Source organism: Priestia sp. ABM2_011 (assembly GCF_056158845.1).
Map to the genome: position 1 here is coordinate 3557137 of NZ_JBSWUB010000001.1, position 14286 is coordinate 3571422.

General features: G+C 33.4%; 14 protein-coding genes and 1 pseudogene. 9 read left to right on the forward strand and 6 right to left on the reverse strand.

Features of this window, described 5'->3' with window-relative positions; all coding sequences use genetic code 11:
* The first annotated feature begins 117 nt into the window (after positions 1-117).
* Positions 118-843, forward strand: a complete 726-nt coding sequence (locus ACXAE4_RS18985) for a ZIP family metal transporter (protein ID WP_028413790.1) — start codon at positions 118-120, stop codon at positions 841-843.
* Positions 844-1298: 455 nt separating this feature from the next.
* On the forward strand, positions 1299-2234 hold the full coding sequence (locus ACXAE4_RS18990) for a cation diffusion facilitator family transporter (protein ID WP_289578857.1): 936 nt from the start codon (positions 1299-1301) through the stop codon (positions 2232-2234).
* Between the two features lie 337 nt (positions 2235-2571).
* On the opposite strand, the gene ACXAE4_RS18995 is transcribed toward ACXAE4_RS18990, so the two are convergent.
* The gene (locus ACXAE4_RS18995) at positions 2572-2721 is read right to left on the reverse strand and encodes a hypothetical protein (RefSeq protein WP_155017187.1); all 150 of its coding nucleotides are present in this window, start codon (positions 2719-2721) and stop codon (positions 2572-2574) included.
* Positions 2722-3037: 316 nt separating this feature from the next.
* On the opposite strand from ACXAE4_RS18995, the gene ACXAE4_RS19000 reads away from it, so the two are divergent.
* Positions 3038-3247: a VanZ family protein gene (locus ACXAE4_RS19000; protein WP_081732881.1), complete on the forward strand. Its 210-nt coding sequence runs from the start codon at positions 3038-3040 to the stop codon at positions 3245-3247.
* A 619-nt stretch (positions 3248-3866) separates the two neighbouring features.
* On the opposite strand, the gene ACXAE4_RS19005 is transcribed toward ACXAE4_RS19000, so the two are convergent.
* Positions 3867-4370 carry a DinB family protein gene (locus tag ACXAE4_RS19005; RefSeq protein WP_028413792.1) on the reverse strand — a complete coding sequence of 168 codons (504 nt, stop codon included), beginning with the start codon at positions 4368-4370 and terminating at the stop codon, positions 3867-3869.
* Between the two features lie 284 nt (positions 4371-4654).
* Here ACXAE4_RS19005 and ACXAE4_RS19010 point away from each other — a divergent pair, with 284 nt between their 5' ends.
* Together ACXAE4_RS19010 and ACXAE4_RS19015 are read left to right on the forward strand one after the other, a co-directional pair.
* Positions 4655-5107 (forward strand): VOC family protein, encoded by a 453-nt coding sequence (locus ACXAE4_RS19010; RefSeq protein ID WP_047751219.1) that lies wholly within the window; start codon positions 4655-4657, stop codon positions 5105-5107.
* 204 nt (positions 5108-5311) lie between these two features.
* Positions 5312-5786: pseudogene (locus ACXAE4_RS19015) on the forward strand (stress protein).
* A gap of 351 nt (positions 5787-6137) precedes the next feature.
* Here the strand turns inward: ACXAE4_RS19015 and recA are convergent.
* Positions 6138-7175 (reverse strand): recombinase RecA, encoded by a 1038-nt coding sequence (gene recA, locus ACXAE4_RS19020; RefSeq protein WP_028413795.1) that lies wholly within the window; start codon positions 7173-7175, stop codon positions 6138-6140.
* 512 nt (positions 7176-7687) lie between these two features.
* Here recA and ACXAE4_RS19025 point away from each other — a divergent pair.
* Together ACXAE4_RS19025 and ACXAE4_RS19030 are read left to right on the forward strand one after the other, a co-directional pair.
* Entirely contained in the window at positions 7688-8038 is a 351-nt protein-coding gene (locus ACXAE4_RS19025; RefSeq protein ID WP_028413796.1) for an ASCH domain-containing protein, read from the forward strand.
* 18 nt (positions 8039-8056) lie between these two features.
* The gene (locus ACXAE4_RS19030) at positions 8057-8491 is read left to right on the forward strand and encodes a DUF2269 family protein (protein ID WP_028413797.1); all 435 of its coding nucleotides are present in this window, start codon (positions 8057-8059) and stop codon (positions 8489-8491) included.
* Between the two features lie 267 nt (positions 8492-8758).
* Here ACXAE4_RS19030 and ACXAE4_RS19035 read toward each other — a convergent pair whose 3' ends face one another.
* The 3 genes from ACXAE4_RS19035 to ACXAE4_RS19045 form a co-directional block, all read right to left on the reverse strand.
* Positions 8759-9994, reverse strand: coding sequence for an MFS transporter (locus ACXAE4_RS19035; protein ID WP_372454547.1), 1236 nt, complete (start codon positions 9992-9994; stop codon positions 8759-8761).
* A 20-nt stretch (positions 9995-10014) separates the two neighbouring features.
* Positions 10015-11121, reverse strand: a complete 1107-nt coding sequence (locus tag ACXAE4_RS19040) for a HesA/MoeB/ThiF family protein (protein ID WP_475236649.1) — start codon at positions 11119-11121, stop codon at positions 10015-10017.
* 332 nt (positions 11122-11453) lie between these two features.
* Positions 11454-12365, reverse strand: coding sequence for a DNA-3-methyladenine glycosylase family protein (locus ACXAE4_RS19045; RefSeq protein ID WP_028413800.1), 912 nt, complete (start codon positions 12363-12365; stop codon positions 11454-11456).
* A 160-nt stretch (positions 12366-12525) separates the two neighbouring features.
* Between ACXAE4_RS19045 and ACXAE4_RS19050 the strand changes: the two genes are divergently transcribed.
* Both ACXAE4_RS19050 and ACXAE4_RS19055 read left to right on the forward strand, forming a co-directional pair.
* Entirely contained in the window at positions 12526-13002 is a 477-nt protein-coding gene (locus ACXAE4_RS19050) for a DinB family protein (RefSeq protein WP_475236651.1), read from the forward strand.
* Between the two features lie 96 nt (positions 13003-13098).
* Positions 13099-13887, forward strand: a complete 789-nt coding sequence (locus ACXAE4_RS19055) for an isocitrate lyase/PEP mutase family protein (protein WP_475236653.1) — start codon at positions 13099-13101, stop codon at positions 13885-13887.
* Positions 13888-14286: the final 399 nt, after the last annotated feature.

Genomic DNA, 14286 nt, shown 5'->3' on the forward strand with positions numbered 1-14286 from the left:
CAAAGTTAATATCATGTACTTTTATTTTTTTAACCATTTATAAAACATAGGTATGATTGCCCTTCCTTTGAATAGGTTAGTTGTAAAAAAACATATCGCCGAAAGGAAGTAGCAATTATGCATATAGAAATAAATACCTTATTTACTTTAGGTTCTGTAATGGGTTTATTAGTAGGTGGAGGACTTCTTAAATTAGTTAGTCACCTGTCACGAGGTAGAATTCAGTTTATGTATGCGATATGTGGAGGAATCTTATTAGGGTTGTTATTTTTTGATATCCTTCCTTCCACATGGCATCTGTATGATTTAAAAGGCGTTCTATTAGGCATCGTAGCAGGATATATCGTTATGCTATGCATTGACCTCTTTTTGCATAAAACAAATAGTGCAATTTCACCTTTTCAGTCACTTATTTTATTAACGGCTGCAATCTTTTTTCATAATATTATTACAGGAATTACCTTTGGGATAACAGATCTACATCAGTCAGCTTCCGTATTCGTAGCTACCCTCTTACACCAAATTCCAGAGGGTATGGCCCTAATGACCGTTCTCTCCATAGCAAAAATACCTAACGTCTTCTTTTTATTCATTATAGTCCTTCTATCACTATCTTTGGGAGGGAGTTTATTACTTGGAGAAAGTGTACAAGCTTCCTCGCTTAAAATACAAGCTTTATCGACCGGAGGAGCAATTGGTACCCTATCTTTTGTTATTTTTCATGAAATAATAGGAAAGGCTATTAGTCACTTCAGAAACCTACATGTATGGCTATTAATATCGCTAGGAGTACTAATTATTTATATTTATCACTATTCCCTTTCACTATTTCATAGTCATTAAACTTATATAGAAAATTTTAGAGATCTTAATTTATAAGGTCTCTTTTTCATTCTTATAAGATTAATCATATTACATAAGAAATTCAAAAGTCGTGATCCGAATTTTTTCTGATTTGTTAAAAAGAAGTATGAGATTGATTTGGAAACAGCTTTTGAGTGACATAAATGATTTTTAATAAAGTTGAAAATACTAAAATAAATGGTCAAATTAAATGTCGAAATAATGAAACTCCTTTTATTGTTTTCCAGAACTTAAAAGCACTCACTATCTCACCACAAAAGAATTAACATTCTATTTCTACTGTCTTAAAAGGAATGTTTAGTATATGGAATTTTCAACAATTTAAAGATCCGCCAATTGAGTTTTTTAAATAAACTACTTTTAATCAAATCCAAAACAAGAGAAATAACGTTTTTTAAACAATGATCAGTTTTTTGCAGAAAGGAGAGATTCTTATGGTAGACAACCATAATCACGACCACGGAGATGTATTTCACTCCCATGCTCCGATTGGGAAAATGAAATTAGCATTTTTTCTTACTTTAATTATCCTGGTAGTCGAATTAATTGGAGGATTCATTTCACGCAGCTTAGCCCTACTTTCTGATGCTGGACATGTACTTACAGATATTGCAGCCATAGGGCTATCCTGGTTTGCTATGCACGAAGCCCAAAAGCCAGCTTCGGAAAATTTCACTTACGGGTATCACCGTTCAGGGATACTAGCTGCTTTTATTAATGCCATGACGTTAATTGTTATCGCTGTTGTCATACTATACGAAGCGATTGATCGCTTTAAGGATCCCCAACCAGTGGGAAGTACGTGGATGTTTATTAGTGCATCTGTTGGTTTAGTCATGAACCTTTACTTAGGTCTTGGCTTAAGGAAGGAAGACAACATCAATGTGAAAAGCGCCGTACTTCATATGATTGGGGACGCAATGGCTTCGGCAGGAGTTATTATCGGAGGACTTATTATCCTATTCACTGGGTGGAATATCGTAGATCCAATCCTAAGCGTTCTTATTGCATTCTTAATTGCTTTGGGCGCATGGAAAATTGTAAAGCAGACAATAGGAATTTTAATGGAAGGTACACCGAAAGGAATCTCTTTAGAAAAAGTAATGGAAGCAATTCATGCAGTTAAAGGTGTACTAAATGTCCACGATTTACATGTTTGGAGTATAACTAGTGGGAAAAATGCATTATCCTGTCATGTGGTGTTAAATAATCAGATAAGTTTCCTGGAAAGTCAGGTCATATTAAGAGAAATTGAATCCAAACTTCAACATCAAGAAATTGAGCATGCAACTATCCAGTTAGAAAACGAAGAGCACCCTCATGATGAGTCAGCTATTTGCTCTACCACCAAACGTGAAGGTCATCACTAATACAACTTGGTGTTTTTATATGTGTAAACCCTGAAGAATATTGCTGTCGATAATAAACTAAATGTATAGGTCAACAGACAAAAAAATCATGACTCACTTTTACGAATTATTATTTCCCAGCTCTTTCTTACATTATGAATGAGTTTTTGTGTTTTTAAAAAGATATATTTTCACGAACAAAATATTCAAATCTATTGCAGAGTGTTAAAGAAATTATTATCGTTAATAAAATAAAAAGCCATCTAGTATTTGAAGTAAAGGTGGCTTTTTACTATAATATGCACGCACGTCCAGACATACATACTATATCTTTTCATACAATCACATGTAAAAAAGACTATAAGAATTTAAAGAAAGTATTAATAATAAAAATCACACTTAAAAGTGCAATAAAAACAATCAATTCAATTGTTTCCTCACTATCTTTTATTTTATACTTTAAATCTCTATCTTTAAGCTGTATGTTTTTCTTATATCCTAATTCCATATGATTAATTCCTTCCCTTTATGTATTCGTTTTAATTGGCATGTTTACTATTTGGCTTGTTTCCACATGTAAGTTAGCACCCTCTATACTGTGTTCTTATGCTAATGTATTCTCTACTTTAGCTGTTATATCATGAGCAGCGTCTACTCCCAAGATGGAATTTGCGAGAATGGAGATATCTACTACAGGACTCCATAATGTTTCCTCTCTTTTATCCTAACAAAGCAAGTTCAAGTGGGTCTATAGCAACCTTTTTGAAGGATTCTATAAAAATAAACCCCTATCAAGAAAGTTTCGTTAAGTAAAAAAAGTAACAATCTTAGATTTATCTGTTACATGTTTAATTGAATTTATTCAATATTTCATGGGACGTAGCTTAGATATAGACGATGTTCTACTTAATATGTTTGGAACAGTTATAAGTTATGTGGTTCTTTTAATAAATAAGCAAGCCAGTAAAATAAAAAAGGGCGACTATATAGATAGATGCCCTTTTTGTTCCAATAAGCTGGTTGATGGTAACTAAGTATATAATTTATAAAACAGAACAACCTCCTGTACAGGAGGTTGTTCTGTTGGGAATACGTTATTAGTCTGGCCAGATTTGTAGATTCATATACATATAACTTTAAAAATAAACATTGTGATGACTCTGTTTTTAAAAAGCAACCTTACTTAAGTTTTTTTAGTTAAGTAATTGATAAAGTATTTTATTTATTATTTATTTTTTACTATTTACACTTAGTGACGACAAAATAGTTCTTTTTCTACAAATTTTCCCAACTTGATATTACTAAATACCACTGAATTTAACGCTCATTCCGTTATCTAGATGAAATAAGAAGATACCTTTTCCTCAGAGTCCATTAGAAGAAATATTTTTTTCATTAAAACCCTCCAACTTATATTTATGGATTTATTTCTCTGAAAAGACAACAACAATAATTTAGTGGATAGCGTAACAACGATGGTTGGTTAAATTTTTGTGATTCTAGCTGTGAACGTCTTCAGCAACACGTTCACCAATATCCAGCACACGCGAGATGTTTTGCACAATTTCAGGAAGCCCGATCACGGCCTCTTGGAACATCCAAATATAAGATAGGACTGCAAATATGCTCTTCGTGAAATGATTTCTTAATTTATTATTTGAAAGGTTCTTTTTCAGGTAATCCCAATATGTCCGTATTTTTAGGTGTATGTCCTAATAGACGTAACATAACTACAATTTGTCCTTTATGATGTGATTCGTGAGTAATTGAATGGGTAAGCAATTGACGAGGTGTCTTTCTTACAAAACCACTGTTTGCTCTCCAAGCAAGTTCTTTTTCGATAGACTCATCAAATTTATCTGTGAATTGCTCCAATACTTTTTCTACATATCTATCAGCCTGTTGAAAATAATGCTGAATATCGTCTATTTTCATAGTATTAATTACTTCTTTTGTGAATAGTGGTGATGATGTTTCTGAAAGCACAAAAGAACCTAACCAAGCATGGTAGCAACCTGCCACATGAACTAGAGAATCTCTAATATTTTGAAAACCAAATGCAAACTCTTTCGTCAAGTCACCTTCACTCAATTCTCTACACTGCTCTAATAAAGTTTGTCGTGCTTGTTTTACCCATTCATATTCTAGCTTTTCCATAACAATCCCACCTCTCAGACATATAATGAAAAATTATTCTTTACTATACACTCTTTAGAATTATTATTACACCCATTTTTTCATTAATTAGTTAAGTAAATGATAAAGTACTTCGTGTATTAATGACAAATAGATCATTTTTCTACAAAAAATATAAAGTATACAACAAATATGGCCTAGTGACAGGATAGGAATGTTTTGTTTGAAAGGAATTTGTAACTTTTAAATAGAATGATTATGAAAATGGACAGATAATAAAATTTTACACATAAGGAGATAAAACTATGGAAAAAAACAACCTACTAAGAATGGACAATGTCAGCATCGTTGTAGAATCCCTTGATGACGCAATTTCTTTCTTTAAGGAGATTGGCTTGAGTCTCGAAGGGCGGGCCACCGTCGAAGGTCAATGGGGTGGCCGCGTAACGGGATTGGGTTCTCAGCGTGTAGAGATTGCGATGATGGTCACCCCGGATGGTCACAGTCGGATTGAACTTTCGCGATTTCTCAGCCCACCTACTATATCAGATCACCGGAATGCTCCTGTAAACGCTCTCGGCTATCTACGCGTCATGTTCACTGTTGAAGACATTGACGAAATGGTGTCCAGACTTACTAGATATGGCGCTCAGCTCGTTGGCGAAGTGGTTCAGTACGAGGACTCGTATCGTCTCTGCTACATTCGTGGAGTAGAAGGACTTTTAATCGGTTTGGCAGAGCAACTCAGTAACAAATAAGTAAGTGACGTTTTATAAAAGTCTTTACTGAAATGTACGTTTAACCTATCTGAATCTTCAATAGATCGAGATTATTTTCAGGTTTTTTCAAACCTTTATTTTACTTTTTCGCCCCCCTATATATACTTAATTATGGAATTTTTGTTTTAATATTCATAAAAAGGGTATTAGTTCTAAGAATCAACTAAAATAGGAGGAGATCAAATGAGAAGAGCGAAACAAGCTGTTGTAGCTTCTGCTGTAGGTTTAGCTATGTTAGCGACGCCATTAGCTCTACCGAATTTAGGAGATTCTGCTGGTTCCGCAGAAGCTGCAGAAGTTGGAGGAGACGTAGCGTATTGATCCAGTAGCCATAGGACAAGCGATTGCAGATGCGGCTAAAACGGCCGACAATCGAAGTGGTTTTGTTAAGGGAGCGATGGAAAAAGCTTTCTTTGAATCGGGTCAGCAGTATAATGTGATAGTAATGAATTTAAGTCAAGGTTATAATTCCGACCAGTTACAAGGTGTACAATATTTTGATACCGTAGATTATGATGGTATCACGTTCGGGGTCTGGATATTTGAAGAAGGAACGTTTATTAATGAAGGTGATGGAGGTTATGATAACTGGGCCTTTAGAGGTTGGTTTGAACGCACGGGGGACGATGAGAAAACGGTCAACTTCCATAGACCTTGATCTAATTAAACAGAACCCTATTTAATTAAATAGGGTTCTGTTTGTTTGCTATAAGAATTTTTCTGTTTAAAGAGATTGCAATAAAAAGTCTAGTATAGCGCTTTAGACAACAGTATCTCAATTAGAAATCTTGTTCCTTCCACAGTAGCCCAATTTTTTGTTTTCTCTGCAAAACCTTTTCTAGATAACGTTCCGTTATTTTACGATCACTGTGGCCAAGCTCCTTTTGAATTAAGACAATATCAGCTCCCTGCTGGCTACTATAAATCGCATAAAATGACCAAAATAATGAAGTGAAATCAGTGAAATGGATGGGCTTGAAGCTGCCGGGAAAGGCATTTTAAGCTTTTATTAGCTTTCGTTTTCACTATCGCTATCGTTATCAATATCATTATCGTTGTCAGTATTACCATATTTAAAATCAATAATGTTTTTTCTAATTTCTTCTCTGATTTCAGGGTTTTCTTTTAAGAAAACCTTAGCGTTTTCTCGTCCCTGCCCTAAACGTTCCCCATTATAAGAAAACCAAGATCCAGACTTTTGAACAATATCTACTTCAGAACCAATATCTAAGATTTCTCCTTCTCTTGAGATACCTTCTCCATACATAATATCTACTTCAGCAATGCGGAAAGGAGGTGCCATCTTATTTTTGACTACTTTAATTCTTGTTTTGTTACCAACTATGTCATTTCCCAGTTTAAGTTGTTCAGCGCGGCGAACCTCAAGGCGAACGGAAGAATAGAATTTTAGCGCTCTTCCGCCTGGCGTTGTTTCAGGATTTCCAAACATAACGCCTACCTTCTCCCGGATTTGGTTGATGAAGATAGCAATGGTTTTAGACTTATTAATTGCTCCAGATAGTTTACGAAGGGCTTGAGACATCAAACGAGCTTGTAGACCTACGTGAGAATCTCCCATTTCTCCCTCAATTTCTTTTTGAGGAACTAATGCTGCTACTGAGTCAACAACAATAATATCTACAGCACCACTTCTAACTAATGCTTCAGCAATTTCAAGTGCCTGCTCACCAGTATCTGGTTGAGATAACAGTAACTCATCAATATCTACACCTAGTTTTCTTGCGTAAACTGGATCAAGTGCGTGTTCAGCATCAATAAAGGCAGCTCGACCTCCATTTTTTTGTACTTCTGCAATCGCATGTAAGGAAACTGTTGTTTTACCTGAGCTTTCGGGTCCGTACACTTCCATGATTCTTCCTTTTGGATAACCATTAATCCCAAGAGCGATATCTAAAGCTAATGAACCTGAGCTAGATGCCTCAACTTTTGTATGTGTGCCTTCCCCCATCTTAATAATTGATCCTGTACCGAATTGTTTTTCAATTTGTTTTAGAGCCATATCTAGTGCTGCTTGTTTATCATTCATAATTTAAAACCTCCGATTGTTAGTACGTTTACAGTAAACGACAATGTATGTGGATAAATAATAAGGATTGGCTCAAATGTTTTTGCTCCGTGCGAGAAAATTTTGTGTTTAACTGTCTTGGTTTATTCTGTTGTTCCTTTATTTATCTCTAAACCCTTAATATCGAACAAATGTTCCTGTTGTGTAATCATACAATAAACGCATCTAGTTGTAAAGGAGAAAGTTTTGTACAAACCAGCCAAAGAAATATCTTTTTTGTAAAAAGTAGGTTTATACCTTTAATACTTACAGTTATTGAAACTTCAATCTATAAAATAACCCTTATTATACGAACAAAGAATAATTCATTCTCTTATATACATTATGTTATGTACTTGGACTATCGAATAAGAAAAGGGATAAATTATAATAGATTTATTAGAGAAAATTTCCACCTAATAAATTCAAATGAAATTCGTCGTTAAAAATATGATACATTAAATACGAGACAAGATATGAAAGGAGTTTTTTTAATGAGTAACCATGAAGCACAAAATGAATTGCCACCAAAAACATGTGCAATCGATCGACTTGTAACAATGCCGGATGATGTAAATAAAGTAATCAAAGGCAGCAAAACAGCAACTCGCCGAAATGGAAGATATGCTGATGTAGGAGAGATAATGGTTTTAGAAGATCAAAAATTTGTAGTGGAACGAGTTTATTCTCAATCACTAGGTGAATTAACCGATGAAAATGCTCGCCAGGAAGGCTATGCTACAGTAGAGGAATATAAACAATCTATTTTGTCTTATCATCCTGGGATGCCTTGGCTTCCGCAAATGAGGGTATGGGTGCATGAGTTCAGATTAGTCAACGATTGATAGGTAAAAGAAATGGATTTGTTGTACCGTATATTAGTATATATTCATGTTTCTAGTGTCATTTTATCGATTGGTCCTTTCTTTATTCTCTTGCCAATTGTTAAAAAATTACATAGTTCAAGAGAACAAGAAATGAATGCCTATTTGATCACATTTCAATCTGTTGTTAGGCTCGCAAAACATACGGGCCATGTTCTTGTTATCACAGGGATACTCCTCGTTATGTGTGGCCCATGGACGTGGACTACGCCGTGGATTATAATGACACTGATTTTCCTTTTTTGCTCCTTGTTCTTTCTGGCCCGTGCTTTTTCACCAACACTTCGAAAGTACAAGGAGGAAGGACAAAATAAAAAAGAACTGGCAACTAAACTAGAGCGATCTATTTGGATTTATATCATTCTATTAATGACTATGCTTTGGTTTATGGTCGGTAAGCCAACTTTTTGGTGACACCCATCCATTTGTCATCACTAAGAGTAAATAGTTAAACTGATTATTTTCATCAAATACTTTACGTTTTACTTAACATAACTCGTATTTTAGGTATGAAAAAAGATTTTTGCTTGTATATCAGATGCACATTTGGATTAAAAATAAAAAACCCCTATTAACCATATGTTAAAGGGGTTCTTACTTATTGTTTAAACTCCAAGTATGAAGTTCTTATAGAAGAATACACTAAATATCAATATGTTTCAAGTCAACCCGAGTAATTATCTACTTGTTGCTACTATTAATAGGTTGATCTATAGATTGTTGGGTCTCAAATAGAGAGGTCTTAATGCCGATTAAAGACGCTACAATCGTTAGGATGCCTGCTGAAATAAAAATTAAAGAGACGCTAATATATTCAGCTGCAATACCTGCTAACATTCCACTAATCGGTAAAGCCAAAAAAGCTAACATACGAGTTGAACTAATTACTCTTCCCAATAAGGCTGATGGCACAATCTCTTGCCTAAGGGTAAACCAATTAATTGCTAATAATGTTACCGAACCGACAATTACAATTCTACAGACTATTAACAAAATAACTGCAGTGTTTGAAAAAGTAAGGATAGTTTGCCCTAAACCTATTATTACACCACAATAGATAATTATATTTCCCCGTGGTAATTTATTTAGTTTATTTGCAGCATAAATTGCTACAAATGACCCTAAGGTTTGTAGGGAAAATATTAAACCAATATACTGTGCCGATAAATGTAAATTATCTTTTAGATGAAACATAAATAAAGCTTCCATAGCACCATAACCCACATTGATTAAGAATATGAGAATAGTCCCTATCAAAATCTTTTTAGTATTTATAACGTATTTAACTCCTTCAGCTATTGAATTCATTATAGAACTATTAACTGGATTCTGGCTTTTATATTTCTTAGTTATTAAGCCAATGAATATTCCAGAAAGAAAATACGTAAAAAAATTAAAATATAATAAGTTATGAGTTCCAACCAAAGCAATTAAAATGCCTGCTATTGAAGGGCCTGCAAAGGTTGTAATTGTCTCTGATAACTTGAATAAAGAGTTACCCTGTATTAAATTTTCACCTTCTAAAATTTCTGGTATGACTGATTCAAAACTTGGATGATAAAATGCACTCACAGCTGATATTAAAAAAGCTACCACATATACAATCCATATATCTAACACGTTTATTGAAGCTGCAAGAGGTATGATAATAATTAAAATGGCTGATAAAATATCACCTATTAATAAAATGTATTTCTTACTTATACGATCAGCTAAGGCTCCGCCTAACAAACTAAACAATACTTGAGGCGTAATTTCTAAAACAAATGTTAATGCCATTAAACTTGGTGATTTAGTCAAATCATATACTAATAAAGGCAGTGCGATTTGAAAAAAAGACGTGCCCAACTTACTTGTTGTGGCACTTAAAAATAAGCATAAAAAATCTCTGTTCTTTAGTACTTCATAAGATTTCAACATTTACCCCCCCATCATAATTATTTACCTGCTGTTACAGGTGCGGAATGGCAAACTGGACAATCCTCTTTCTTATTCCACTCTGAAATAGGGTAAGTTTGATATGTAAGGAAATTTAATTCCATCATTTTCCCTAATGATGTTGGAGTTTGAATACCTGTTACCAACCCTAAAAATTCATTTACAATAGCACCAGCCAACATAGCTACATTAGGACTAATCGCAGCATTATTTCGTTGAAAATTTATCTGATGCATACTGTCAAGTTGCTTATTAACTATAACATCACTTTCAATTATGGTTTGTTTATGACACTCTACACACCCAGTTTTTCCTGGTAACATAGAATAAAATCTGCCCCTTGTGTTTAGGACTCCACCTGAAACTAACGGCTTTCCTAACTTCACTACTGCTTCATTTACCCAGTCCTGTATATGAAGGGTTGGTTTATCGGCTACACAAATTACATAATCACTACCTTCAATATGTGCCATTACATCTTCAGCACATTCTATACGCTTATTAGTAACGTTTAAATTAACATTAGGATTAAAACGCGATATTCTTTCCTTTGCTAATTCCGTTTTTAACTTATTAATATCTTTTTCAGAATATAACAACTGTCTATTAAAATTGCTTAATTCCAAAGTATCAAAATCCAATGCATTAATGTTATGAAAACCTAATGCAGATAGATGATATAGTATTTGACTACCTAAACCTCCGATTCCGAGCAAAGCAACCTTTGTATTTATGATAGTTTCTTGCACATTGTACTTATTGTCCTCTAAAGACGTAAAAAGCGAAAAGTAATTAAGGTTTGCTTTGTATCTTTCGAGTTCATAATCTCCTATAGATTGAGGATTCAAAGAATTATCTTCTAAATATTTCTCTGTATCTAATGCCTTTATCCCTTCCAATACCTCATTTTCTTTTATGTTTGGATACTTTTCTTGGACTAAATGTATTATTTCTTCTATAGAATTTTTTCCGTTAATAAGAGAAATTAAATACTTAATACTTCCACTGGGATCTTCAATAACTCCTGCTACTCCATCTTCTTCACCAATATGGATTTCATCATTTATAACAAATACAGGGATTGTCTCTTTGAACTTAGGTTTCATTTTCTACATTTCACTCCATTTCTCTTAATTATTGAAATAGGGAACTATCATATGATAGTTCCCTATATTTACAGACTTGAAGTTTAAACAATAAGTAAGTAGTTCACATAATGATAACGTTTTAGCCTGGAATACCGTTTAATACCGCAGCTTTATTAGTTGTTTTCTTAACTTTTACCTTCATAACTAACACCTCCATTTCTTAAAAGATATATTTATAATATTGCATTAAAAAGGCATTTTCAACAATTAAATCCAATTTTTATAATATTCAAACAAAAACAGGTAAATTATACTTTTTTTCGTTTATTTTAAACCGACAAATATTCCATTTATAATATTTTTTCTTGCATGTAAAACCAGCATAGATGAGTAATCCAGGTTTCCGCAGTTTTCCATTGAGTAGATATTTTTCTAACTTGTGATTCTGTTAATAATTCGTTATACTCATAAATCTCTCCTACTACTTTACGTATAATTAAATCTCCTGCGGGTAGAATGTCTTGACGTCCTATACCTCTCATTAGTATTGACTCTGCCGTCCATTTTCCTATACCTCTATGTTTCATTAAATAGCTACAACCCCCTTCACGATCTAATAAATATAAGCAACTTAAGTCTAGCTCCTCATCTATAATGGCTTTAGTTATTTCATGAATATATTCAGCTTTCCTTTGACTTAGCTTTAAGTCACGAAGTTGGTTTATATTTAACTTCATCACCTTGTGGGGGCATAAATCGGTATAATATTCACAGTTATTAATTATTATTTTAGCTCCTGTTTTTTCTAACAAACTCTTTTTAATCCTATGAGCAACTTTTGCACTAATTTGTTGACCGATGATTGCCCATATGATGGATTCGTAGACACTTCCTAATAAAACAGGTCTAAACCCTTCGTACATTTTTATTAATTTTCCTATCTTAGATTCATTAGCTATAGACTTTTGAGCTTTGTTTATATCTTGTTCCAGACAAAATATTGTGATAATTTTCTCCTTTACTAGTTGAACCTGATTATTCTTAACTTCTTCACCAATAACTTTAACTTCCAAGTACTTACTATCGATTCCTTCGTCCCTAACTAGTACTAGGTACGTTCTTCCCCCTATTATAAAAGCTCTACAATATGTGTTTTCAATAACCTTCTCGATTACAAAAGAGGGCGAGTTTTTTATGTACCTTAAAATTAAATCAAAATTATATATGCTTGGTTTATTAATTCTAATTATTTTTTGTCTCATAACTTCCTCCTAATTTTTAATAAATCTATATTAACAGGCTTTCTTGAAAAATTAATGATTAATCTAAATAAACAGATAATATTTATAAAACCATCCATATTTTTCATTGTAAGACTTTGGATATGTTATATTTATAGTAAAATTAAAGGAGTGAGCGAAAATGGATGCGATGAGTTTTATTTTACTAAACTTTGAAGAAGTGAGACGTCGAAGTATAAAAGTATGGATGTCAATACCTCAAGATAGGTTAGACTGGCGCCCATATCCAGAAGCAATGTCATGTAGGGAGATGATACATCATGTTCTTGAAGGAGAATACCTCTATCATCAAATGTTAGAAAAACCCCTTAACCTTTCTCTAACAGAGAAGCATAATCCTTATAAAGCAGTAACATTTAGTTCTGTTGAAGAAGCATTAAAGTTTGCTCAACCATATAGGGAAAAATTTATAGAGTTTTTAGGACTCCTTAAAGAAAAGCAGCTAACAGAGATAAAAATAGACCGATCGGAGATGGGATATATTCGAGAGTTAGGGGACATGTTGTTACGAGTTGCTTATCATGAATCAGTACATACAGGACAACTTTTAGATTATTTAAGAACTGCAAAAGTTAAACGTCCTATAATATGGGATTAAGTTTCTGATTAATCTCCCGTTGTTTTATTTTTCTCTGCTCTAAAGAACGCTCATACAAAGCCATAAAGTTGTTTACTTAAAGGGGGAAGAACCATTGTGAATAATGAAAAGCAGTTACTTAAATTTCAGACGTTTCAACAACTTCACAAAAGACCCTATACTTTTGTATTGCCTAATGCTTGGGATGTTATCAGTGCTAAAATTTTTGAGAAAAATGGGTTTCCAGCTATTGCAACAACCAGTGCTGGCATAGCAATGTCTTTAGGATATAATGATGGTGAAAAAATCCCTTTTGAACAAATGTTAGGAGCTGTTAAGAGAATTATTAATTCCGTCAATATTCCTGTCAGTGTAGACCTAGAGTCTGGCTATGGAAGGTCTACTAATGAAGTGGTAGATAATACAAGACAAATTATTTTAGCAGGAGGAATTGGTATAAACCTAGAAGATGGGACGGGAGATTTAGATAGTCCTATTTTAGATGTTTCGTTGCAAGTAGAAAAAATATCTGAAATTAGATTACTATCCAAATCGCTAAAAGCCCCATTATTTATTAATGCGCGTACTGATTTGTATTGGTTAAATACAGGAGATCCGGATCTAAGACTTCAAGAAGCCATCAATAGGGGAAAAGCATATCAAAAGGCTGGAGCAGATTGTATTTTTATTCCTGGACTATATGACATGGAGTCCATTAAAAAAGTTCGACAAGAACTATCTTGTCCCATTAATCTTTTGTCTGGGCCAAACTTGCCTTCTATTAATACATTATCCCAAGTTGGTATTGAAAGAATAAGTACTGGATCGCCCCTTTTAGAGCAACTGCTACATTATTACAAAGAATTACTGAAGATATCCTTTATGATAATAATTTTCAACGATTAATGAATGATAATATGAGTTATGATGCGATAACAGAACTAATTGGGACTCCTGAATAGAATTGATCAAATTTAATTTAGCTTGCCTTTATAGAACTGGTAGGACTACTGAAATATACAGTAGTTCTTTTGCTGTTTGAACTATGTTTAAACAGCTACCATAAAACGTTTTATAGATCGTTGATATAACAACTATTTTCTTTCAGGTGATTGAAGATATGATGTATAAAAATCTCCCCTTTTATACATGTGCTCGTCATGGAAAAGATAGTCGTTATCGTATAAATATGTTATCATTTATCTAAAGTTATAGAGTTATCTCAAAAAGCAACCTCACTCGAATGCCATTAAAGACTGAGGTTGCTTTTTCTTTTTTAAATAAAATTAAAATAATTGTGTTAAC